At 66.5% G+C, this 22,042-nt stretch carries 20 protein-coding genes and 1 riboswitch; of the genes, 15 read left to right on the top strand and 5 right to left on the bottom strand.

The window, feature by feature from the left end; all coding sequences use genetic code 11:
* Positions 1-18 precede the first annotated feature (18 nt).
* The 5 genes from JMY28_RS34795 to JMY28_RS34775 all read left to right on the top strand — a co-directional run bounded on the left by JMY28_RS34795 (position 19) and on the right by JMY28_RS34775 (position 5,080).
* Positions 19-843 carry an ABC transporter permease gene (locus tag JMY28_RS34795; protein WP_201700420.1) on the top strand — a complete coding sequence of 275 codons (825 nt, stop codon included), beginning with the start codon at positions 19-21 and terminating at the stop codon, positions 841-843.
* A 70-nt stretch (positions 844-913) separates the two neighbouring features.
* The gene (locus JMY28_RS34790; RefSeq protein ID WP_236597184.1) at positions 914-1,816 is read left to right on the top strand and encodes an ABC transporter permease; all 903 of its coding nucleotides are present in this window, start codon (positions 914-916) and stop codon (positions 1,814-1,816) included.
* The gene (locus tag JMY28_RS34785) at positions 1,813-2,853 is read left to right on the top strand and encodes an ABC transporter ATP-binding protein (protein WP_201700418.1); all 1,041 of its coding nucleotides are present in this window, start codon (positions 1,813-1,815) and stop codon (positions 2,851-2,853) included. The genes JMY28_RS34790 and JMY28_RS34785 overlap by 4 nt, the downstream gene beginning before the upstream one ends.
* A gap of 22 nt (positions 2,854-2,875) precedes the next feature.
* A complete protein-coding gene (locus JMY28_RS34780) occupies positions 2,876-3,703 on the top strand; it encodes a phosphodiesterase (RefSeq protein WP_201700417.1) in 828 nt (275 codons plus the stop codon).
* 162 nt (positions 3,704-3,865) lie between these two features.
* Entirely contained in the window at positions 3,866-5,080 is a 1,215-nt protein-coding gene (locus JMY28_RS34775) for an MFS transporter (protein WP_201700416.1), read from the top strand.
* 16 nt (positions 5,081-5,096) lie between these two features.
* Here the strand turns inward: JMY28_RS34775 and JMY28_RS34770 are convergent, their stop codons facing one another.
* Both JMY28_RS34770 and JMY28_RS34765 read right to left on the bottom strand, forming a co-directional pair.
* The gene (locus JMY28_RS34770; protein WP_236597181.1) at positions 5,097-5,636 is read right to left on the bottom strand and encodes a ferritin-like domain-containing protein; all 540 of its coding nucleotides are present in this window, start codon (positions 5,634-5,636) and stop codon (positions 5,097-5,099) included.
* A gap of 66 nt (positions 5,637-5,702) precedes the next feature.
* A complete protein-coding gene (locus JMY28_RS34765; protein WP_158757523.1) occupies positions 5,703-5,864 on the bottom strand; it encodes a DUF1328 family protein in 162 nt (53 codons plus the stop codon).
* A gap of 170 nt (positions 5,865-6,034) precedes the next feature.
* Between JMY28_RS34765 and JMY28_RS34760 the strand changes: the two genes are divergently transcribed.
* Complete coding sequence (locus tag JMY28_RS34760) at positions 6,035-6,172, top strand: entericidin A/B family lipoprotein (RefSeq protein ID WP_201700414.1); 138 nt, start codon at positions 6,035-6,037, stop codon at positions 6,170-6,172.
* A gap of 207 nt (positions 6,173-6,379) precedes the next feature.
* Here JMY28_RS34760 and JMY28_RS34755 read toward each other — a convergent pair whose 3' ends face one another.
* On the bottom strand, positions 6,380-7,309 hold the full coding sequence (locus JMY28_RS34755) for an EamA family transporter (RefSeq protein WP_201700451.1): 930 nt from the start codon (positions 7,307-7,309) through the stop codon (positions 6,380-6,382).
* Positions 7,310-8,045: 736 nt separating this feature from the next.
* Here JMY28_RS34755 and JMY28_RS34750 point away from each other — a divergent pair.
* From JMY28_RS34750 to JMY28_RS34730, 5 genes are all read left to right on the top strand, one after another.
* Positions 8,046-8,453, top strand: a complete 408-nt coding sequence (locus JMY28_RS34750; RefSeq protein WP_201700413.1) for a GreA/GreB family elongation factor — start codon at positions 8,046-8,048, stop codon at positions 8,451-8,453.
* A 97-nt stretch (positions 8,454-8,550) separates the two neighbouring features.
* A riboswitch (TPP riboswitch) is annotated at positions 8,551-8,680 on the top strand.
* A gap of 101 nt (positions 8,681-8,781) precedes the next feature.
* Positions 8,782-10,713, top strand: coding sequence for a phosphomethylpyrimidine synthase ThiC (thiC, locus tag JMY28_RS34745; RefSeq protein WP_201700412.1), 1,932 nt, complete (start codon positions 8,782-8,784; stop codon positions 10,711-10,713).
* Between the two features lie 186 nt (positions 10,714-10,899).
* Positions 10,900-11,121, top strand: coding sequence for a glycine zipper 2TM domain-containing protein (locus tag JMY28_RS34740; RefSeq protein WP_201700411.1), 222 nt, complete (start codon positions 10,900-10,902; stop codon positions 11,119-11,121).
* A gap of 308 nt (positions 11,122-11,429) precedes the next feature.
* Positions 11,430-11,828: a hypothetical protein gene (locus JMY28_RS34735; protein ID WP_201700410.1), complete on the top strand. Its 399-nt coding sequence runs from the start codon at positions 11,430-11,432 to the stop codon at positions 11,826-11,828.
* A gap of 231 nt (positions 11,829-12,059) precedes the next feature.
* Positions 12,060-13,658: an L-lactate permease gene (locus JMY28_RS34730; RefSeq protein ID WP_201700409.1), complete on the top strand. Its 1,599-nt coding sequence runs from the start codon at positions 12,060-12,062 to the stop codon at positions 13,656-13,658.
* A gap of 107 nt (positions 13,659-13,765) precedes the next feature.
* On the opposite strand, the gene bamC is transcribed toward JMY28_RS34730, so the two are convergent.
* Positions 13,766-15,010, bottom strand: coding sequence for an outer membrane protein assembly factor BamC (gene bamC, locus JMY28_RS34725; protein WP_201700408.1), 1,245 nt, complete (start codon positions 15,008-15,010; stop codon positions 13,766-13,768).
* A gap of 389 nt (positions 15,011-15,399) precedes the next feature.
* Between bamC and JMY28_RS34720 the strand changes: the two genes are divergently transcribed.
* On the top strand, positions 15,400-15,873 hold the full coding sequence (locus tag JMY28_RS34720; protein WP_201700407.1) for a DUF2844 domain-containing protein: 474 nt from the start codon (positions 15,400-15,402) through the stop codon (positions 15,871-15,873).
* Positions 15,870-17,183: a DUF3443 domain-containing protein gene (locus tag JMY28_RS34715; RefSeq protein ID WP_201700406.1), complete on the top strand. Its 1,314-nt coding sequence runs from the start codon at positions 15,870-15,872 to the stop codon at positions 17,181-17,183. Before JMY28_RS34720 ends, JMY28_RS34715 begins: the two co-directional genes overlap by 4 nt.
* 112 nt (positions 17,184-17,295) lie before the next feature.
* Here the strand turns inward: JMY28_RS34715 and JMY28_RS34710 are convergent, their stop codons facing one another.
* On the bottom strand, positions 17,296-17,862 hold the full coding sequence (locus tag JMY28_RS34710) for a hypothetical protein (protein WP_201700405.1): 567 nt from the start codon (positions 17,860-17,862) through the stop codon (positions 17,296-17,298).
* Positions 17,863-17,982: 120 nt separating this feature from the next.
* Between JMY28_RS34710 and JMY28_RS34705 the strand changes: the two genes are divergently transcribed.
* Complete coding sequence (locus tag JMY28_RS34705; protein WP_201700404.1) at positions 17,983-19,725, top strand: VRR-NUC domain-containing protein; 1,743 nt, start codon at positions 17,983-17,985, stop codon at positions 19,723-19,725.
* On the top strand, positions 19,722-22,013 hold the full coding sequence (locus JMY28_RS34700; RefSeq protein WP_201700403.1) for an ATP-dependent DNA helicase: 2,292 nt from the start codon (positions 19,722-19,724) through the stop codon (positions 22,011-22,013). Before JMY28_RS34705 ends, JMY28_RS34700 begins: the two co-directional genes overlap by 4 nt.
* Positions 22,014-22,042: the final 29 nt, after the last annotated feature.

Here is a 22,042-nt window from a genome sequence, read left to right as displayed (position 1 = left end):
CTCCAGCCGATCACGTCCATGCATGACCTCACTTTTCCGCTGCGCTGGCGCGTGGCGCTCATCGCGCCCGGGCTCGCGGTGTTCCTCGCATTCTGGCTGCTACCGATGATCGCGCTCGTGCAGGTGAGCGCCGACGGCCACTTCGTCGAAACTTATCGCGCACTGCTAACGAATGGCCGCTACATGAGAAGCCTGGGCGCGACCATCGCGCTCTCGGCCGCCGTCACCGCGGCAACGCTCGTGATCTCCACGATCTGCGGCCTCCTGCTCGCGCGGCGCACGTTCGCGGGGCGCCGCGCGCTCGTTGCGCTGCTCACGTTTCCGCTGGCGTTTCCGGGCGTGGTGGTCGGCTTCATGGTCATCATGCTCGCGGGCCGCCAGGGGCTCATCGGCGCGCTTTCGCTGCGGCTCACCGGCGAGCGCTGGGTGTTCGCGTATTCGATGGCGGGACTCTTCGCCGGCTACCTGTACTTCTCGATCCCGCGCGTGATCGTGACCGTCATGGCCTGCGCAAGCCAGCTCGACGGCTCGCTCGAAGAGGCCGCGCGATCGCTTGGCGCGTCGTCGTGGCGCGTGCTCTGCGACGTGATCCTGCCCGCGCTCGCGCCCGGCCTCGTCGCCGCAGGGGCAATCTGCTTCGCGACTGCGATGGGCGCGTTCGGCACGGCGTTCACGCTCGCCACCGACATCGACGTCCTGCCGATGACCATCTATACCGAGTTCACACTCAACGCCAACATGGTGACGGCGGCGGGCCTGTCCATCGTGCTCGGTCTCGTCACGTGGGCGGTGCTCACGCTCGCACGCAGCGTGACGGGTGCTGCCGTCGCGGCCACGGCATGAGCGCACTGTGGTTTTCGAGGACTCCAGAATGAATTCGGTCGTCAATTGCGCAGCTTCGGCGGCGCAAGATATGCACGAAGCGCCCGGCCAGCCGCCCGCCGCACGGCGGCGCTTCGCGCTGCCCTCGGCGCGCACGTGGATTGCGTGCGCGCAGTGGCTAGTCACGCTCGCCACGTGCGCGTTTCTCATCGTGCCCGTGGGGATGTCGATCGTCGCGGGGCTCACCGTCAACTACTTTCGTGGCGTGGCGAGCGGCCTCACGCTGCGCTGGCTCGACCAGGTCTGGACGCAGTATCACGCGAGCGTATTCCTCTCGCTCGAAGTGGCGGCCGCCACGCTCGCCATCACGCTCGTGACCGGCGTGCCCGCGGGCTATGCGCTCGCGCGCAGTCGCACGCGCCTCTCGCGTTTCATCGAGGAGTTGCTCGTGCTGCCCGTGGCCCTGCCCGGCCTCGCTTCAGCGCTCGCGCTGCTCGTGGTGTACGGCGGCTTCGGCGCGTTTCGCATGAGTGCGGCGTTCATCGTGGTCGGTCACGTGGTCTTCACGCTGCCGTTCATGGTGCGGCCCGTGGCGGCCGTGTGCGCGTCGGCGGACCTGCGCACACTCGAAGAAGGCGCCGCGAGCCTCGGCGCGAGCTTCTGGCAGCGCTTCACGACCATCGTGCTGCCCAATGCCCGGCCCGGCATCGTGGCAGGCGCGCTCGCGGTGCTCACGCTCTCGATCGGCGAATTCAACCTCACGTGGATGCTGCACACGCCCGACACCAAAACGCTGCCGGTGGGCCTCGCGGACACCTACGCGTCGCTGCGCATCGAAGTGGGCAGCGCTTACACGATCCTCTTCTTCCTCATGACGATGCCGCTGCTCGTGGCGATGCAATGGCTCGGCGTGGACGTACCTGGCTCCTCAGGAAAGCCATCTGGCAAGCAGCGTGTCGCAGGCCAGCAAAAGAACAACAAGGATTCCGAATGAAACTCGAACCGATCCCGATTACGCTCACGCGCTGTGCGAAGACGTTTCGCGGCACACGCGTGCTCGAACCGCTCGACCTCGCGATCGGCGCGGGCGAAACGCTCGTGCTGCTCGGCCCATCGGGCTGCGGCAAGACGACCACGCTGCGCATGATCGCGGGTCTGGAAACGCCCGACGCCGGCGGCCGCGTGGCCTTCGGCGACGAGGATGTGACCGCGCAGCCCATCGAGCGGCGCAAGGTCGGCATGGTGTTCCAGAACTACGCGCTCTTTCCGAACCTCGATGTGCGCGGCAACATCGGCTATGGCCTGAAGATCCAGCGCGTTCCCGCCGCCGACACGCGCGCACGCGTGGACGAACTGCTCGCGATGATGCGTCTCGAAGCGCACGCGGCCAAGCCCATCAACCAGCTTTCGGGCGGCCAGCGCCAGCGCGTGGCGCTCGCACGTGCGCTCGCGCCGCGCCCGCGTGTGCTGCTGCTGGACGAGCCGCTCACCGCGCTCGATGCGCGCCTGCGCGACACCTTGCGCAGCGAGATGAACGCGCTCTTGCGCGAACTGGGTGTGACGACCGTCTACGTCACGCACGATCAAGCCGAGGCGATGGAACTGGGCGACCGCATCGTCGTGATGAGCGCGGGCCGCATCGAACAGATCGGCACGCCGCGCGAGATCTACTTCCAGCCGGCGAGCCGCGCGGTCGCGCAGTTCGTCGGCACGCTCAACCGGATCGCCGGAGAATGGCAAGGCGGTATGCTGCGCACGAGCGGCGGCGCCGTGCCGGCCAGCGCGTCGCAGATCGCCGGAGCCGCCGAACTGTATTTCCGCCCCGAAGACGCCACGCTCGCCGACCCGCTCGCCGCGCAACTCCGCGGCGTGATCGAGCAGGCGACCTTTCTCGGCGAGCGCACGCGCCTTACCATCGGCGGCGCCGCGCCCGATGCCCTGCTCGTCGACGTGGCGGGCCGCGTTGAGCTTGCACGCGGCACGCCGGTCGGCATCTCGATCGCCCCCGAAGCGCTCATCGCGCTTGCGTAAATCTTACAAAACGAGGACTACCATGCTGCTCGCCCAGATCAGCGACCTGCACATCAAGCCACCGGGCGCACTCGCCTATCGCCGCGTCGATACGGCCGCGAGCCTTGCACGCACCATCGCGCGGTTGAACGCGCTCACGCCGCGCCCCGACGCGGTGCTGATGACCGGCGACCTCGTCGACCACGGCTCGGTCGAGGAATACCGGCACCTCAAAACACTGCTCGACACGCTCGAGATTCCTTACTGGCTCATGATCGGCAACCACGACGCGCGCGAACCGCTGCGCGAAGTGTTTGCCGATCGGGCGGAACTGCGCGAGGGCGGCGAGTTCGTCCAGTACGCGGTGGACCTCGGCCCGCTGCGCGTGATCGCACTCGACTCCATGCAGCCGGGGCAAAGCGCGGGCACGCTCTGCGAAACGCGCCTCGCGTGGCTCGCGCAGCAGCTCGAGGCGGCGCGCGGCAAGCCCGTGGTCGTCGCGCTCCATCACCCGCCGTTCGACTGCGGCATTGGTCACATGGATGCGATTCGCCTCGACGACCGCGCCGCGCAGGCGCTCGAAGCGCTCGTGGCGCGGCACCCCAACGTCGAGCGCGTGCTGTGCGGTCACGTGCACCGGCCCATGTTCGTACGCTTCGGCGGCACGATCGCCTCGGCCGTGCCCGCGCCCGCCCACCAGGTCACGCTCGACCTCGCGCCCGATGCGCCCTCCACCTTCACGCTCGAGCCGGCCGCCTTCGCGCTGCATCGCTATGACCCGCACGGCGGGATCGTGACGCACCATGGCTACGTCGAGACATTCGAGGGTCCATATCCGTTTTACGAGCCCTCGGGCGAGCTAATCGGCTGAGTGCGCGGCTGAATGCGCGGCCGAACCCGCAGCTGAATGCGCAGCTAAACGCACGACTGGCGGCGCGCTCCCGCGCCGCCAGCGCGATTGCGCGCGCTCCGGTATGATCGGCACGCTCGAAGCCTGCCTTCCGTATCACCGGGCGCCGCCCGCATTTCGCACATGTCCACACCTGATTCCGCAACCGCTGGCGAAAGCCAGTCGCTGCGCGGCCTGCTGCTCCTGCTCGCGACCATCGCGGGCGTCACGGTCGCGAACATCTATTTCAACCAGCCGCTGCTCGACGACTTCCGCCAGAGCTTCCCGGCTGGCGCCGCGTGGATCGGCGCCGTGCCGGCCGGCACCCAGCTCGGCTACGCGGCCGGCATGCTGCTGCTCGCGCCGCTCGGCGACCGCTACGACCGTCGCCGCATCATCCTGCTGCAAACGGCTGGCTTGTGCGTCGCCCTGCTCGTCGCGGCCACCGCGCCATCGCTCGCCGTGCTGGTCGGCGCGAGCCTCGCGATCGGCATCCTCGCCACCATCGCGCAGCAGGCCGTGCCGTTTTCCGCCGAACTTGCGCCGCCCGAGGCGCGCGGCCACGCGGTCGGCACCGTGATGAGCGGCCTCTTGCTCGGCATCCTGCTCGCGCGTACGGCGGCCGGGTTCGTCGGACAGTACTTCGGCTGGCGCGCCGTGTTCGGGGCGTCGATCGTGGCGCTGCTCGTGCTTGCAGTCGTGATCGTGAAGAAGCTGCCAAAGAGCCAGCCCACCTCGAAGCTCAGCTACGGCAAGCTGCTCGGCTCGATGTGGCATCTGGTGCTGGAGCTGCCGGGCCTGCGCGAAGCGTCGGCAACGGGCGCGTGCCTCTTCGCCGCGTTCAGCCTCTTCTGGCCCGTGCTCACGCTGCTGCTCGCCGGCGAGCCCTTCCATCTCGGGCCGCAGGCGGCGGGGCTTTTCGGCATCGTCGGCGCGGCGGGCGCGTTGGCCGCGCCGATGGCGGGCCGCTCCGCCGACAAGCGCGGGCCGCGCGCAGTCATCACGATGTCGATCGTGCTGATGGCGCTCGCGTTCGTCATCTTCGCGTTCTCAGGAAAGAGCCTGATCGGCCTTGTGATCGGCGTGATCGTGCTCGACGTAGGCGTGCAGGCCGCGCAGATCTCGAATCAGTCGCGTATCTACGCGCTGCGCCCCGAGGCGCGCAGCCGCGTCAATACGGTGTTCATGGTCTGCTACTTCATTGGCGGCGCGACCGGTTCTGCCGTGGGCGTGATCGCATGGCGCGCGTTCGGCTGGATCGGCGTGTGCGTGGCCGGCATCGCGTTCACGGCCCTCGCGGGCTGGATTCACCACGCAACGCGCCCGCGCGTGGGCGCGGGCGCAGAGGCTTCTTCCTGAGGGCTAGCGGGCGGCGCTATTTGCGGTACAGCAAGTCGGTCATGTCGTCGGCATGCTCTTCCTCCGTCGCGAGGATTTGCTCGAACATGCGCCGCGTGGTCGTGTCGTCGTGGCCGAGATAGTTGATGATCGCGCGATAGCTTTCGATCGCGATGCGCTCCGCGATCAGATTCTCGCGGATCATGTCCTTCAGGTCGGCCCCTTCCTTGTATTCCGAGTGCGAGCGCTCGACTAGCGTCGCCGGCGAGAAGTCAGGCTCGCCGCCGAGTTGCACGATGCGCGCCGCGAGCATGTCGGCATGCTGCTGCTCCTCGTTCGCGTGCTGAAGAAACTCGGCCGCCACCGACTCGGACTCGATGCCCTTCGCCATGAAATGGTGCCGCTTGTAACGCAGCACGCACACGAGTTCCGTGGCGAGCGAATCGTTGAGCAGCTTGAGCACGGTCTGGCGATTCGCGGGGTAGTCCGGCGTGACCGACCCCTGGTCGAGATTGCGGCGCGCTTCATCGCGCACGCGTTTGAGGTCGAACTCAAACGAAGCGTGTGTCTTCGACATCTGACTCTCCTTCGAACATGGCATGCATGAGTGGGGTTGTGCGGAGTGGGTTTTCCATTGCGTGCGTCATCCGTGCATCACGCCAAGCAGTAGCGTGACGACGAAAACCACGAGGAAGATGTAGAACAGGATCTTGGCGATCTCCGCCGCACCGGCGGCGATGCCGGTGAAGCCGAACACAGCGGCGATGATCGCGATGATGAAAAACACGATGGCATAGTGAAGCATGGCGGGGTCCTCCTTGTGGGCGGATGGGCTGCGCTATGTCGCGCCTGTATCAGTGCTAGCGCAAGCAGCGGACCCGACGCCGGCGTACATCGAGGCACAGGGCGGCACAAATGACCGGGCACGCCACATGCTGCAGAGTCGTCTCCTTTGACACCGTGGAGGACTTCCTCATGAAACGCCTCATTGCCCTCTTTCTCCTTACCGCTTCGTTGGCAGCGCTCTCGGCCTGCAACACAATGGCGGGTGCCGGCGAGGACGTTTCCGCAGGCGGCCACGCCCTCACGGACTCCGCGGAAAAGGCGAAATAGTGTCTGGCAGACGGTAAAGGCGCCGGGATGACGGCTGACGCGCGCGACGGGCGCGGTGCAGCACACGCGCCAGTGGATCGTCGTGGCTGCCGGCATCGATCACCGGTGAACGATGAAGACGCGGCCGCTCCGCACCTCATATGCGGGGCGGCCGCGCGCGCAAACGTGGCGCGATGACGCGAGGTGCGGCGCGAAGTGAGGATGAAATCAGGAAGTGCGGCGGCGGTCGTCGAAGAGAAACGACAAACCCACGCTGCCGAGAATCAGCACGGTCGCGACGACGGTGCCGCTCGTGACCGGCTCACCGAGCAGCAGCGCGCCGAGCGCGACGGCAACAACGGGATTCACGTACATGCAACTGCTCGCAACGAGCGGGCTGGTATGCCGGATCAGATAGCCATAGGCGACATAGGCCGCCATCGTGCCGATGAAAAGCAGATAGAGGAACGCCACGAGCGGCAGGGCATGCAACTCGCCCATGCGCTCACCGCTGATCCACGCGACCGTGGTCGAAATGGCGCCGCCGAGGCCGATTTGCAGCGCCGTCGCGATGAAGAGATCGGTAGGTAACCTGAGCTTTCCCGCCAGATGCGCGCCAATCGCCCAGAAAAGCGCGCCACACAGAATCGCGAGGCTGCCACCCGCCGAACCGGAAGCGCCACCGCCATGACTCAGGATCGCGATACCGACGAGGCCGATCGCGACCGCGGCCCATTCGGCCTTCGCCACGCGCCGCCCGGTAATCGCCGAAATCACGGTGGCGAAGAGCGGCACCGTGGCGACCATCACGGCCGCCGTGCCGGTGCCCACGGTCCGCATGCCATAGGCGAGCATGCCGCTCGACAGGCCCACGAGCAGCGTGCCCACCACGCCCGCGTTGCGCACTTCGAGGAGCGTCGGCATGACGGGACGCCGGCGCATTGCAAAGACGAACAGGCCGATGCCGGCGAGCAGATTGCGCAAGCCGGAGAGCAGGAGCGGCGGGAACGAATCGAGCGCGACCTTCACGCCGAGATACGTCGAGCCCCAGACGAAGTAGACGACGGCGAGCGAGAGCGCGACACGCCCGGCGCGCGATTGCGGCAGCCGCACACCGCGCACGAAACGCCATAGCGCGGCTGCGGCCTGCAGGGCCATTGCGATGAAGGATTGGGGGCTCACGCGGGAAGGCAAACGGGGAGGCATCGTTATTTTGCCGCGGTACGTGAAGGGCAGAACCGCGGGCGCCCCGGCGGCAAGGCGGCGGGACGGGTGAAGCTCGACGGCATGGTGCAGATGCGCAAGAACGCGAAAAAGGACGGAGTACGAAGGACACCCGAGACGGGCGAACCGCATTATGCAACAACGCCGGTCGCCGCGGATGCTTTCAGAATGCTTTATGCGCAGTGTGTCGTTGCGTTTGCGTCACAGTGCGAACCGCGCGCCAGAACGCCCGATCGCGCACCATATCGCTGCGCTGCGACCAGCGTCGCGCCAGGTTTGTGAGATCGTGCTAGCATCATCAAGTCTTTCGTTTAACTTTCATACACCTCATCTCAGACACGCCGTTCGCCATGCTTTCTCTCGTTTCGCGCCCCGCCCCTGCCTTGCCGCCGCGCAGTTTGCGCAGCGCGCCAGTGCGCGAGCGCGCGGGCCGCGAGCGAACGGCGGCGCGGCTTCTGTCCACCCGCCCGCGCGCCCTGCCTCCCCTGTCGGCCCCGCTCTACGCCGCCCGGCGTCCGTACTGAATCTGCCTCCCTAACACCTCGGAGCCGTTCAGTCGGGCTCCGTGCCGATCCGTTGCGTCCCGCGGCGACCCGCGCCCCATTGCGCAATTTCGCCCGGCAGTCCTCGCCGTTACCTCGACTTTTTTTGGATCGCAAGGAGAACCGTCATGTCGAAGAAAATGCGCTACCTCACCGAACTCGATGTCGCCCGCCTCGAGAAATGCGCCGCTGAACCCGGCGCCGCCCCCGCCCGCCAGGTCATGCTCGACGAAGTGCTCGAACACGCCGTGATCGTGGAGCCGCGCGACGTCGCCGCCAATGTCGTGACGATGAACTCGCAAGTGACGCTCGTGGACGAGCGCAACGGCGAAGCCCTCACATACACCGTCGTCTATCCCCATGAGGCGAACGTCGATGCCGGGCGGCTGAACGTGTTCTCGCCGGCGGGTCTCGCGCTCCTTGGCGCGAAGCGCGGCAACGCCGTGCGCTTCACGACGCCGGGGGGCGCGGTCGAAACACTGAAGATCGAACGCATCCTGTTTCAGCCCGAAGCCTCGAAGGATTTCACGCTGTAAGTTCCGCCCTTCGTTGTACGTCTTCGCTATACGTCGTACTACATCGCGCGCGCGATGGCACTTGCCAGATCGCCGCAGCGCGGTGTATCGTTTGGCCTTGCTTACGCGGGGGTCCTGCGTCATGCGCCGCATCGAACAAAAGTCGTGCAGCGTATTTCGCGGGTGAGAAATACCCTTTGAACCTGATCTGGATAATGCCAGCGCAGGGAAGCGTCCGGACTTCGCAGCATCGCTCAACGCCTCATCCATCACAGCGAAGTCCGTCCACGTTCCGTCTCGTCTCCTGCTAAGCCGCTGTTCCCACTTGGCTTTCCATGGAGAGAGACGCATGAACGCGAATCCGAAGTTCATTTCCGCCAACGCGCACGTCGACGAAGCCGCCGTCGCGCCGCTGCCCAATTCCCGCAAGATCTACGTGACCGGTTCGCAGCCCGATATCCGCGTGCCGATGCGCGAAATCACGCAGGCGGATACGCCCACGGGCTTCGGCGGCGAGAAGAATCCGCCGATCTACGTCTACGACACCTCGGGTCCGTACACCGACCCGGAAGCGAAGATCGACATTCGCGCGGGCCTGCCCGCGCTGCGTCAGAGCTGGATCGAAAAGCGCGGCGACACCGAAGCGCTGCCGGGCCTCACCTCCGAATACGGCCGCGAGCGCGCCGCCGATCCCGCGACGGCCGAGCTGCGCTTCCCCGGCCTGCACCGCACCCCGCGCCGCGCCAACGCCGGCAAGAACGTCACGCAGATGCACTACGCGCGTCAGGGCATCATCACGCCCGAGATGGAATACATCGCGATTCGCGAGAACCAGCGCCGCGCCGAGTATCTGGAAAGCCTCAAGGCCAGCGGCCCGAACGGCGCGAAGCTCGCTGCGATGATGGGCCGCCAGCATCCGGGCCAGGCGTTCGGCGCCGCGGCCTTCGGCGAAAACGCGCTCAAGGAAATCACGCCCGAGTTCGTGCGCGACGAAATCGCACGCGGCCGCGCGATCATCCCCGCGAACATCAACCACCCGGAAAGCGAGCCGATGATCATCGGCCGCAACTTCCTCGTGAAGATCAACGCGAACATCGGCAATTCCGCGGTCACGTCGTCGATCGGCGAGGAAGTCGACAAGATGACGTGGGCGATCCGCTGGGGCGGCGACACGGTCATGGATCTCTCGACCGGCAAGCACATTCACGAAACGCGCGAGTGGATCATCCGCAACTCGCCGGTGCCGATCGGCACGGTGCCGATTTACCAGGCGCTCGAAAAGGTCAACGGTAAAGCCGAAGACCTCACGTGGGAAACGTTCCGCGACACGCTCATCGAACAGGCCGAGCAAGGCGTGGACTATTTCACGATCCACGCCGGCGTGCGTCTGCAATACGTGCCGCTCACGGCAAACCGCATGACGGGCATCGTCTCGCGCGGCGGGTCGATCATGGCCAAGTGGTGCCTCGCCCACCATAAGGAATCCTTCATTTATGAGCATTTCGAAGAGATCTGCGAAATCATGAAGGAATACGACGTGAGCTTCTCGCTCGGCGACGGCCTGCGTCCCGGCTCGATCTACGACGCAAACGACGAAGCGCAGCTCGGCGAACTGAAGACGCTTGGCGAACTCACGCAGATCGCGTGGAAGCACGACGTGCAGGTGATGATCGAAGGCCCGGGCCACGTGCCGATGCAACTCATCAAGGAGAACATGGATCTCCAGCTCGACTGGTGCAAGGAAGCGCCCTTCTACACGCTCGGGCCGCTCACCACCGACATCGCGCCGGGCTACGACCACATCACCTCGGGCATTGGCGCGGCGATGATCGGCTGGTTCGGCACGGCCATGCTCTGCTACGTCACGCCGAAGGAACACCTGGGTCTGCCGAACAAGGACGACGTGAAGGAAGGCATCATCACGTACAAGCTCGCGGCGCACGCGGCCGATCTCGCGAAGGGCCATCCGGGCGCGCAGGTGCGCGACAACGCGTTGTCGAAGGCGCGCTTCGAGTTCCGCTGGGAAGACCAGTTCAACCTCGGTCTCGATCCGGACAAGGCGCGCGAGTTCCACGACGAAACGCTGCCGAAGGACTCGGCCAAGGTCGCGCACTTCTGCTCAATGTGCGGCCCGCACTTCTGCTCGATGAAGATCACGCAGGACGTGCGCGACTTCGCCGCGAAGCAAGGCGTGAGCGACGACGAAGCCCTGAAAAAAGGCATGGAAGTGAAGGCGGTCGAGTTCATCAAGCAAGGCGCGGAGATTTATCAGCGCCAGTAAGCGTTCATCTGGGTCCAGGCGGGCCCTCGCGGCCCGCCGAAACATTTTCTAACGACTCCCACAACTCTCTGACAAGCGCACACACCCGGATACGGGTCGCCTGCCTACGATGAGGGTATTGGAAGTGCGACGTGCGCGCGAAGCACATGTCGCACCGCACACTCAAACTGCGTGGGGAGTCGAAAAATGAAAACGCTCAAACGTGCAGGCACGCTGCTCACGGTGACGACGCTCGTCGCCGTGCTGGGCAGTCTCTCAGCATGCGACGACATGTCGAGACGCGACCGCGATACGGTAATCGGCGCGGGTGTGGGCGGCGTGGCCGGCGCTGCGATTGGTGGCAATGCGCTCTCCACCGTGGGCGGCGCGGCGGTCGGCGGCGTGATCGGCAATCAGGTTGGCAAGTAAGCATCAAGGCCGGACGAATCGACGATGCGCGACGATGCGGCTACGCGTTTAACCTCACGATCGAAGCGACGGCACGCAACAGTAACGACACGGCAGGCAACACGCCATTCAAGGCGTGCATCAGGGAAGGATGCGCGGCGCAGACCCTCACGGGCTGCGCCGCGTTTGCTTGGGCCCGGCGACGTGAAACATTCGGTTAACGAGCGGCAACGCAAAACGCACATGTACGGCGTAAGCTCGAACGATCAAACGGTCCGAGCCTGAAGGCGATAACCCTGCGCGGCCGTTCGCCACTCGCGGAGCCCGCCATGAAACGCCCGTCTGTGCTTGTGATCACCGCCGCGAGCATGCTCCCCGCGCTTTCCGGCTGCTACTACTACGCCCCCTACGGCTACCCGCCCTACTATTACGACACCGTGCCCGTCGCAGCGACACAGCAGGAAACCGCAGTCGCGCAAACGGCGCCGAACCCCGCGCCAGCCGGCGTGCCCGACGCACAGTATCCAGGTCCGCTCTATCCCTCGCCGCCCGTTGCGATCGCCGTGCCTGCGTGGCCAGCTTATCCCGCTTATGCGGCTTATCCGGCCGCGTACCCCGCTTATCCCGCGTATTACCCTTACCCCGCGTACGGCTGGGGCTGGGGCGGCCCCGCCGTCTCGTTCGGCTTCGGCTACTGGGGCGGTGGCGGCGGACACTGGCATCACTGACGCTCACGCACCGGACTACGCCGCGAGATGCGCCGTAAAACGGTGCCGGACCGTACTTTCCCTCCTTGACGCTCGCGTTTCGTTATCTATCCTCCAAGTGGGCTAGCGGGGATTGAAGCGCCGCCTTAACTCGGCCGCCTGGCCGGGCACTGAACTCCACAGCCGACGACGCGCCCCGGCGTATGCTGCCGCACTGCCGCGCCGATAACGAACCAGCATAAAGGAGACGTGATGTTCCACCAGCTGTTGACCCCTATCGGCAATTCGCTGCTGTTTTCGTTTCTTATCGCTGTGCTGCCCATTCTCACCGTGCTAGCCCTGCTCGGCTGGGCGCGGCGGCCCGCATGGCAAGCCTCGCTCGCAGGACTGGTGGTCGGTCTGATCGTCGCGATCGCCGGCTGGCAGTTTCCGGTCAATCTCGCGATTAGCTCGGTGCTCGCGGGCGTAGTGTTCGCGCTATGGCCGGTGATGTGGATCGTCGTCACGGCGATCCTGCTCTATAACATCGCGCTGCGCTCAGGCCGCTTCGCGGCATTTCGCATGTGGCTGCTCGACAATCTGCCCAATGACCGGCGCATCGTGCTCGTCGTGGTCGGCTTCTCGTTCGGCGCGCTGTTCGAAGGGATTTCCGGCTTCGGCACGCCTATCGCCATTACGAGTTCGCTGCTCATCATGCTCGGCTTCCCGACGCTCGAAGCCTTGACCTTCACGCTCATCTTCAACACGGCGCCCGTGGCGTTCGGCGCGCTGGGCGTGCCGATCACCGTGCTCGGCGCGGTCACGCACCTGCCCTCCGACCTGCTCGCCCAGATGGTCGGCCGCCAGTTGCCGTTCTTCGCGTTACTGCTGCCGTTCTACGTGATCGCGATCTATGCGGGCGTCCGCGGCATGCTGCGCATCTGGCCGGTGCTGCTCGTCGCGGGCGGCAGCTTCGCCCTCACGCAGTTCGTCACCGCCAACTACATCAACTACAGCCTCACCGACGTGCTCTCATCGCTCGTCTCGCTGATCCTCACCATCGTGTTCCTGCGCGTGTGGAAGCCCGCGCCCGACCCGCGCTTCACCATCAAGGTCGATCGCGCGAAGGAAACGCGCGGCACTGTGACGGGCGCGCAGGGCTGGTATCCGTGGATCATCGTCGCGGCCGTGGTGATCATCTGGACCGTCGCGAAGGTCTTCACGATCGGCGACGTGAAAGTGCCGTGGCCGGGCCTCGACAAGGCCGTGTACATCACGCTCTACAACACGCCCTATGGCGCGATCTGGGACTTCCAGCCGCTCGCCACCGGCACGGCGATTCTCGTCGCGGCGATCATCACCGCGTTCGTCGTGCGCCTGACGCCCGCCGATTTTGGCGGCGCGATCGTCGATACCTGGGTGCAGACGCGCATCGCCATCCTCACGGTCGCGACCATCGTCGGGCTCGCGTTCCTCATGAACTACTCGGGGCTCACCTATACGCTGGGTCTTGGCGTGGCTTCGGTCGGCGCGTTCTTCCCGCTCGTTTCGGCCTTCCTCGGTTGGGTCGCGGTGTTCCTCTCGGGCAGCGACACCTCGGGCAATGCGCTGTTCGGCAACCTGCAGGTGGTGGCCGCGAAACAGCTCAACCTCAATCCCATCCTGATGGCGGCAACGAACTCGTCGGGCGGCGTCATGGGCAAGATGATCTCGCCGCAAAACATCGCAACAGGCGTCGCCACTACGGACCTCAAGGGCAAGGAAGGCCATGTGTTCGCGAAGACCTTCAAGCACTCGATCCTGTTGACGGTGCTACTCGGCATCCTCGTGTGGCTGCAGCAGAACGTACTGACCTGGATGATTCCGCACTGAATACGGCGTGCGCCTGCATGAAAAAACCCGCCTGCGCGGCGAAGCGCAGGCGGGTTTTTCTTTTGCCACATGCAGTCAGCCAGCTGTTGCTGGCTTGAGCGCAAGGCTTAATGCAGTTCGTCGACCACGAGGCTCATGATCTCCTGCGCCGGGCGCGACGAGTCGATCTGGCCGTTGTCGTCAACGATCGCAATGCGCGTCTGGTTGTCCGTCACGGCGCGCACGTTGAGCTTGTACTGCTTCGCGACCTTTTCCTTGCGGCCGTGGAAGATCTGGTTCCAGAAGCCCTGTTCGTCCGAGCTCAGATCCTTCGGATCGACGTAGCGCACGTAGTACATGCCCTTCGTGCGATCGCGGTCGTCCACCGTGAAGTTTGCGCGATCGAGCGCGATGCCCACGCGCACCCAGGCGCGGTCGTACGGCTCGCCGAGCGTGAGTTCGGTCGAGGTGTACTGGCCCGAAGTGCCCTGCGCGCCCGAGTTCGACGAGCCGCTGCCCGATTGCTGGCCCACGGCTGCAACGTTCTGCGCGGCCACGGCGGCCGCCGCGGCGTCCGGGCCCTTCGACTTCGCGCCGGTGCTCTTGGTGTTGGCCTTGGCGTCGGCTTCGGCCGCGACCTGCGCGTCGGGCACGCCCGGCTTCGCGTTCGCGAGCGTCATCATGAGGCGCTTGAGGTACTCGGCTTCGAGCGCCGGGTCATTGGGCTTCGGCACCCACTTGCTGGTGTCGTTATTGGTGCCCGAGAGCTGTTCGCTCAGACCCTTCTGGCTGATGAACACATAGGTGCCGCCGGTGGGCGACGTTTCGAGGCGCGTGCGGTACTTGTTGCGCTCGGCGGTCACGTACGAGTTGCCCGTGGCCCACGAGAGCGTGTTGCGGATGAGGCCGTCGCTGATCTTCGGATGGGTTTCGTTCCAGTCCGTTTCCATCACGCCCTTGTCGCGCTGGTCGACCACGAGCAGGAAGCCTTGTTCCTGCCAGAAGCGGCGCACCTGCGCCCAGACCTGGTCGGGCGTGCGGCTGTCGATGACGAGCCAGCTTTCCGTGCCGTCACGCTGGATACGCATGCCCGGCACTTGCGGGACCACCTGGCTCTGGTCGGGCGGCGGCGCCGCGGCCTGGGTCTGCTTGAGCGAGGACAGTGAGGTTTCGCCGCCCTGCGGCGCGAGCGAGCGCTGGTCGGACGCTTCGTCGAGCATGTTCGGCGGCACAGCGAGCGAGGACTGCTTCGCCTTGGCGTCACTACGGTAATCGATCTTGCCTGGCGTCGGCGAGCTGCAGCCGGCGACCAGCCCGCCCGCCATCAGAAGCGCAAGCGCGCGTGCGGCAAGACGTTGATGAAAATCACTCATGTTCGGGTAATCCCTTCGGCTACGCCACGGCCAGTTTCCGTGGATCAACCAAACATTTTACCGGTCCGGCGGCCCGCTGTGCAAAAACCACGGGGTGGCGCTCAATCCGGGTCCCGCATCAGCCGCGGCGACGCGCGCCGGGCCGTAGCCACGACTCGCCAAACTGACCTCGCCGTAACATTCATCTACATTCGATCAGCCATCGAGAGCCTGCTGAATCGCTACAAATTCCCTTTTCGGATCAATGCTCTAACTGAGATTCACGCCAAAACGCCCGTTTGCGCTGCGCCGATTTTCCAGCCTGGGACGCTTGCGAGAACGACGCCGGTGCTAATTTCACATCGAAATCTCAAAAAAGAGATTCAAAAAAAGCAGGACCGGAGAGCGTCATGAAAACTTGCAGTCTCACCCAGGCGGGCCGCGCCGCGGCGTTCGCCTGCGCGCTCAGTTGCCTGAGCTTCGCCGCCGCGCCGGCTCGCGCCGCGCTCGGCGACACCGCAGCGGTGCCGGCCGGCGCCGCGCAGCGCGTTGTCGGCGGCGGCGCGGGCCGCGTCGTCAGTTACGTCGACGACGACGGCACGACCATCAACGAATATGTGGGGATCGCCACTGGCACGGTGATCGCCTACACGTGGCAGGGGCCGGCTCAGCCCAACGTGGAAACGCTGCTGGGCCGCTACGCAGTCGACTGGCGCAACGCCGCCGCGGCGCTTCACGCGGCAGGCCGCGACGGCCTGCACGCCGCGCGCGTGGAAGGCGCTCAGGTCGTGGTCGAGACGGCCGGCCACATGCGCGCCTACATGGGACGCGCGTGGCTGCCCGCCGCGCTGCCCGCCGGCGTGAGCGTTGGGGACCTGCAATGAAGGCCAGCAGCCAGCGCCAATCACGTGCGCCCGGCATCGGCCAGAGCGTCGCCCTCTTCGTGCTTTGCACCTTGCTGACGGCTTGTGGCGGAGGAGGAGGCAGCGCAACCGCCTCCGCGAGCACAGGCGTCGGCGCACCCGCCAGCGCCCCGGCTTCCGCAGGCGCGGCAAGCCCCGCGAGCACGCCGCCGACCACCAGCACGGGCACCACCGTGCCGCAATCGACCACGCCCAACGTCGTAACCGTCACGGTCGGCCCGACGCCTACCTCGACACGCAACATGCTGATGACGAGCGTCACGGTCTGCGTGCCGGGCACCGGGAACTGCGTGAGCGTCGACAACGTGCAGGTCGATACGGGCTCGCAGGGTCTGCGCCTGCTGGCTTCCGCGCTGCCGCCGGGCTTCGCGTTGCCCGCCGTGCCGGCCGGCGCGGGCGCCGGCATCGCGGGCGAATGCGCCGTGTTCGGCACGGGCTATACATGGGGAGCGGTGCGCAGCGCCGACGTGAAACTCGCGGGCGAAGTGGCCGCCACGCTGCCGATCCAGTTGATCGCGGACCCGGCCGTGCCCGCCTCCGCACCGGCCGGCTGCGCCGGCAGCGGTCTCGCGATGAACAGCGCCACCACGCTGCGCTCGAACGGCATCCTCGGCGTGGGGCCGTTCAGCGCCGATTGCGGCGCGTCCTGCGTGAGAGCGGCAGTCACGCCGTGGTACTACGCATGCCCGGCGAGCGGCTGCACGGCGAGCGCGCAACCGCTCGCGCAACAGGTCAGCAACCCGGTGGCGGCCTTTGCCACCGACAACAACGGCGTGGTCATCGACCTGCCGGCCGTCGCGGATGGCGGCGCGTCCGAGGTGAGCGGGTCGATGATCTTCGGCATCGGTTCGCAGGCGAACAACGCGCTCGGCAGCGCGAGCGTGCTGCGCGCGAACTCGGGCACCGGCTATGTGAAGACGACGACATCGGACGGCACCGTCTACTCGCTGAGCTATCTCGACACCGGCTCGAACGCCCTCTACTTCAACAATTCGACGATGACGCGCTGCGGGTTCTGGTTTTGCCCAAGCTCGCCCGCAAGCTTCGGCGCGACGATAGCGGGCATTGACGGCGTGGGCGCTTCGGTGACCTTCACTGTGGCGAGTTCGACCACGCTCCTCGCCACCGGCAACTGGGCGTTCAGCAATCTGGCGGGCTACAACGCTAACGCGTTCGGCTGGGGGCTGCCGTTCTTCTTCGGGCGGCGCGTGTTCACGGCGATCGCCTCGCAGGTCACGCCTGCCGGCGACGGGCCGTTCTTCGCGTTCTGAGCGCGCCGGCAGTGACCGGGGCCGTCCCAAACGACGAAGGCCTCTTGCGAGGCCTTCATGAGTGTAGATTGCGCGGACGACGAAACGCAGCAGCGAACGGCGCGAGTTCGCCTTAGTCGTTCGCGGCGTTCGGGTCGGGCGTGGTCTTCGCGAGCGGCGCCGGCGCGAGCCAGCGGAACGTCGCGAGGCCGGACTCATTGAAGGTGCACTCCGCGGCCGTCGGCGTAACGGGGGCCTTCTTGATGCCGAGCTTTGCGGCGAGCGCCGCAACCGGCGTGGTCGGCTTGCCCCCTGCGGCGCCCTGGGCAACGGGAGCCGTGGGAACCGAAATCGTGCCGGGCAACGCCCCCGCCTGCACGGACGGTGCCGTGATCGTCGGCGGCTCCTGGGCGCTCTGCCCCATAGCGGACACTGCTGCCGATGCAGACGCCGCAGATGGCGCAGAAGCCGCCACGGCACCCGACGCCACGCCGTTCTCGAGCCGGCCTTCGATCACGACGCGCGCGCCACGATACGTCGTCGCGCTATGCGTGACTTTCAGGTCGCCGAGCGTCGTATCGGCCAGGCGGTTACGCATCTCCTCTTCGCAGGTGCTGGTATTGCGGTACTGCGCCGCGCATCCCGCGAGCAAGGTGACGGCGGCCGCGAGGCCGACGAAGCATGCGTTACGTTTGTTCATCGCTCATCCGTTTTTCAGGCTGCGGCAATTGTAGCGTACGGGGCGGGGAATCCCTTACGGCGCTCGCCCCCACGCGCGACCCTGCTATCATCGCTGCTGTATATCCGTACAGTGCCGCGCGTGCTTCCCGACTCTCCCGATCCGTTCTACTACCTCGCGAACTTCGAGCGCGCGCTAGCGTGGCTCGACGCGCGCTGCGCCGACCTGTTCGACGACGCCGAGCGCCGCTTCGCCGACGATTTCGCTCGCATGCCCCAGGCGTCGCGCGCGCTCTTTGTGCGCATGCTGATGCGTAAGGGGCCCCATTTCCGTTCAAGCCGTCTCGCGTACGACGAGATCGGCTGCCCGCGCGCGGCGGCGGCCCCGCTCGTTGCGGCGGGTTGGCTCGACGCCGCGCCCCCGCTCGATCTCGACTCGCTCGCCGCACTTGTGACGAAGGCCGAACTGCAGGCGCTCGCCGAGCGCCTCGGTATCGCGCTGGAACCGCGCGCTTCGCGCGCGGCCACGCGCGAAGCGCTTGAGGCGCACTACGCGGCCGCACCCGACCCGCGCGACTGGCATGCGTGGTTTCCGGCCTCGCCCGACACCGTGCTGCTGTTCGCGAGCGCGCCGCTCTGCGAGCGCCTGCGCCTCATGTTCTTCGGCAACCTGCATCAGGACTGGTCGGAGTTCGTGCTCGCCGACCTCGGCGTCTATCGCTACGAAAGCGTGCCCTTCGATCGCGCTTCGCGCGCGTTCCAGCGACGCGAGGACATCGACACGTATCTCGCGCTGCGCGATTGCCGCGACGGCTTCGACAGCGCCGCCCAAGCCCAGGACTTCGACGCCGCCGTCGCCGTCGCCGTGACACTCGATGCGCTCGACGCGTTGGCCCCGCGCACGCATGCCAACGCGTGGCTACGTGTGCGGCACGACAAGCTGCGTCACGCCACGGGGCTCGCCGCCGAGCGCGCGGGCGAACCCGAACTCGCATGGCGCGCCTATCTCGACTGCGGTCATCCCGAATCGCGCTACCGCCGCGTGCGCGTGCTCGAACAACTGAGCCGCCGCGAGGAAGCGCTGGCGCTCGCGCAGACCATTGCCGAAGCGCCTGAAAACGAGGCGCAAGCGCAGCGCGCGGCGCGCACACTCGGGCGTCTCGCGCGCACCCGAGCGAAGGCGAAGACGAGCGCCGAGCCGGCGTTCGTGCAGCTCGAACTCACGCTGCCGGCAGCACCCGGGGAACTCCGCGTCGAGGAAGCTGCGCGCCTCTCGCTCGCCACGCCGCAAGCGCCGGTGTTTTACGTCGAGAACACGCTGATCAACGCCCTCTTCGGTCTGCTCTGCTGGCCCGCGCTGTTCGCGCCGCTGCCAGGCGCGTTCTTCCATCCGTTCCAGCGCGGCCCCGCCGACCTCCACGCAGCGGACTTCGTTGCACGCCGTGCTTCGCACTTCGAAGCATGTCTCGCCGAACTCGAAACGCACGCGTACCGCGACTCGATCCTGCGGCGCTATGCGCAAAAGGCCGGTGTCCAGTCGCCCTTCGTCGCGTGGCCCGCACTGAGCGACGACCTGCTCGCGCTCGCCCTCGACTGCTTCCCCGCCGCGCATCTGCGCTTGTGGTTCGAGCGACTGCTGCGCGAACCCATCGCGAACCGTTCGGGCCTGCCTGATCTCGTGCGCTTCTGGCCGCACGAGCGGCGCTACGAACTGATCGAGGTGAAAGGCCCCGGCGACCGCCTGCAGGACAACCAGCGCCGTTGGCTTGCCTATTGCGTTCAGCACGGCATGCCGGTTTCCGTGTTGCAGGTGCGCTGGCCCGACCTGGCGGACGAAGCGAACGAGGCGAACGAAAGCGCCGCACAGACCTTGCGCGCGCCATGAGCTACACCGTCGCCGTGCGCACGCTGTGCGAGTTCACCGCGAAGCGCGGCGACCTCGACTTGCGCTTCACGCCCTCGCCCGATGCAAGCGACGGCCGCGCCGGCCACGCGGCGATCGCCGCTCGACGCCCGCCCGGCTATGAGACAGAGATCGCGCTTTCCGGCACATTCGAATCGCTCACCGTGCGCGGCCGCGCCGACGGCTATGATCCCGCGCGCCACCGGCTCGAAGAATTCAAGACCTATCGCGGCGACCTCGATGCGATGCGCGAAAATCAGCGCGCGCTTCACTGGGCGCAGTTGCGCGTCTACGGCGCGCTCCTGTGCGACACGCTCGGTCTCGATGCGCTCGAACTCGCGCTCGTGTACTACGACATCGGTTCGGGCCACGAGACGGCGCTCGTCGAGCAGGCGAGCGCGGCGGAACTGCGCGCCGCGTTCGAAACCCAATGCCGCCGCTTCGTCGCATGGGCCGACCAGGAAAGCGCACACCGCAGCGCGCGCGACGCCGCGCTCGCCGCACTCAGTTTGCCGCACCCGCAATTTCGAGCCGGCCAGCGCGATCTCGCCGAAGCCGTCTGGCGCGCGGCCACGCAGGGGCGCTGCCTGCTCGCGCAGGCGCCTACCGGCATCGGCAAGACCATCGGCACGCTCTTTCCGCAGTTGAAGGCTTGCCCGCGCGCGGCCATCGACAAGGTCGTGTTTCTAAGCGCGAAAAGCTCGGGACGTCAGTTGGCGCTCGATGCGCTCGCCACGCTGACAAACGCGCAAGACGAAGCCACCGCCGATGCGCAACGAACGACCATCCCCCTGCGAGTGCTCGAACTCGTTGCGCGCGAGAAGGCTTGCGAGCATCCCGAAGCGGCATGTCATGGCGAATCGTGCCCGCTCGCGCGCGGCTTTTACGACCGTCTGCCGGCCGCACGCGCGGCGGCGCTCGAACGCGTGCGGCTCGATCGCGCGGCACTGCGCGAGGTGGCAAGCGAGCACGCCGTCTGCCCTTACTACCTTGGCCAGGAACTGGCGCGCTGGTGCGACGTGATCGTCGGCGACTACAACTACTGGTTCGACACGAGCGCCATGCTGTTCATGCTCGCCGCGCACAACCAGTGGCGCGCGAGCGTGCTCGTGGACGAGGCGCACAACCTCCCCGAGCGCGCCCGCGCGATGTACTCGGCGGAACTCGTGCAAACGCGCATCGACACCGTGCGCCGCGCCGCAAGCGTGCCACTCAAGCGCGCGCTCGCGCGTCTGCAGAAGCACTGGAATGCGCAAAACGCGGTACAGCCCGGCGCCTGGCGCGCGAGCGACACCTTGCCCGAAGGCCTCGTCACCGCGCTGGGCGAAGTGATCGGCGCGATTGGCGATCAGCTCGCCGAACCCGCGCTCGCGCGCGACCCCGAACTGGAACGCTTCTATTTCGACGCCCTGCACTTCACGCGCATTGCCGAACGCTTCGATACGCATTCACTCTTCGACGTCACACCGCTTGCGCATCAGAGCGCTCGCCGCGCGCGTTCGACGATCGCGATCCGCAACATCGTGCCCGCGGACGCCATGCGCCCACGCATCGCCACGGCGCACAGCATGACGCTCTTTTCGGCGACGCTCTCGCCCACGCACTACTACAGCGACATGCTCGGCCTGCCCGCCAACACGGTGAGCATCGACATCGACACGCCGTTTCGCGCCGAGCAGCTCGACGTACACATCGCCCGCCATATCTCGACGCGTTTCAGGGACCGCGAGCGTTCGCTCGAAGCGCTCGTTGCGCGCGTGTCGGCACAATATGCCGAGCGCCCCGGCAACTATCTGTGCTTTTTCAGCAGCTACGACTATCTGCAGCAAGCCGCCGATGTGTTCATCGCCCGCCATCCACAGCTAGACGTGTGGCTACAGTCGCGGACCATGGACGAAGCGGGCCAACAGGCCTTCGTCGCGCGCTTTGTGGAAAGCGGCTGCGGCATTGGCTTCGCGGTGCTGGGGGGCGCGTTCGGCGAAGGCATCGATCTGCCCGGCACACGCCTCATTGGCACATTCATCGCCACGCTCGGTATGCCCCAGCTGAATGCCGTGAACGAGGCGATGCGCGCGCGCATGGATACGCTTTACGGCGATGGCTTCGACTACACGTACCTGATTCCGGGCTTGCGCAAGGTCGTGCAGGCCGCAGGCCGCGTGATCCGCACCGAACACGATCGCGGCGTCGTGCACCTGCTGGACGACCGCTTCGCGCAGCCCGGGGTGCGTGCGCTGCTGCCCGCGTGGTGGCGCATCGCTTCCAGTTGATCTGGATTCCTGATCGTCCTCGTATAAAA

Source organism: Paraburkholderia hiiakae (assembly GCF_904848665.1).
Taxonomy (GTDB): Bacteria; Pseudomonadota; Gammaproteobacteria; order Burkholderiales; family Burkholderiaceae; genus Paraburkholderia; species Paraburkholderia hiiakae.
The sequence above is the reverse complement of the archived record's forward strand: the minus strand, read 5'-3'. Positions and strand labels throughout refer to the sequence as shown.

Bases quoted from the DNA above. Each gene is read 5' to 3' on its own strand.
- JMY28_RS34740 (WP_201700411.1), top strand. From the start codon at position 10,900: ATGAAAACGCTCAAACGTGCAGGCACGCTGCTCACGGTGACGACGCTC.
- JMY28_RS34700 (WP_201700403.1), top strand. From the start codon at position 19,722: ATGAGCTACACCGTCGCCGTGCGCACGCTGTGCGAGTTCACCGCGAAG.
- JMY28_RS34710 (WP_201700405.1), bottom strand. From the start codon at position 17,862: ATGAACAAACGTAACGCATGCTTCGTCGGCCTCGCGGCCGCCGTCACC.
- thiC (WP_201700412.1), top strand. From the start codon at position 8,782: ATGAACGCGAATCCGAAGTTCATTTCCGCCAACGCGCACGTCGACGAA.
- JMY28_RS34735 (WP_201700410.1), top strand. From the start codon at position 11,430: ATGAAACGCCCGTCTGTGCTTGTGATCACCGCCGCGAGCATGCTCCCC.
- JMY28_RS34715 (WP_201700406.1), top strand. From the start codon at position 15,870: ATGAAGGCCAGCAGCCAGCGCCAATCACGTGCGCCCGGCATCGGCCAG.
- JMY28_RS34770 (WP_236597181.1), bottom strand. From the start codon at position 5,636: ATGTCGAAGACACACGCTTCGTTTGAGTTCGACCTCAAACGCGTGCGC.
- JMY28_RS34785 (WP_201700418.1), top strand. From the start codon at position 1,813: ATGAAACTCGAACCGATCCCGATTACGCTCACGCGCTGTGCGAAGACG.
- JMY28_RS34720 (WP_201700407.1), top strand. From the start codon at position 15,400: ATGAAAACTTGCAGTCTCACCCAGGCGGGCCGCGCCGCGGCGTTCGCC.
- JMY28_RS34780 (WP_201700417.1), top strand. From the start codon at position 2,876: ATGCTGCTCGCCCAGATCAGCGACCTGCACATCAAGCCACCGGGCGCA.
- JMY28_RS34730 (WP_201700409.1), top strand. From the start codon at position 12,060: ATGTTCCACCAGCTGTTGACCCCTATCGGCAATTCGCTGCTGTTTTCG.
- JMY28_RS34755 (WP_201700451.1), bottom strand. From the start codon at position 7,309: ATGGCCCTGCAGGCCGCAGCCGCGCTATGGCGTTTCGTGCGCGGTGTG.
- JMY28_RS34790 (WP_236597184.1), top strand. From the start codon at position 914: ATGCACGAAGCGCCCGGCCAGCCGCCCGCCGCACGGCGGCGCTTCGCG.
- JMY28_RS34760 (WP_201700414.1), top strand. From the start codon at position 6,035: ATGAAACGCCTCATTGCCCTCTTTCTCCTTACCGCTTCGTTGGCAGCG.
- JMY28_RS34795 (WP_201700420.1), top strand. From the start codon at position 19: ATGCATGACCTCACTTTTCCGCTGCGCTGGCGCGTGGCGCTCATCGCG.
- JMY28_RS34765 (WP_158757523.1), bottom strand. From the start codon at position 5,864: ATGCTTCACTATGCCATCGTGTTTTTCATCATCGCGATCATCGCCGCT.
- JMY28_RS34750 (WP_201700413.1), top strand. From the start codon at position 8,046: ATGTCGAAGAAAATGCGCTACCTCACCGAACTCGATGTCGCCCGCCTC.
- JMY28_RS34775 (WP_201700416.1), top strand. From the start codon at position 3,866: ATGTCCACACCTGATTCCGCAACCGCTGGCGAAAGCCAGTCGCTGCGC.
- bamC (WP_201700408.1), bottom strand. From the start codon at position 15,010: ATGAGTGATTTTCATCAACGTCTTGCCGCACGCGCGCTTGCGCTTCTG.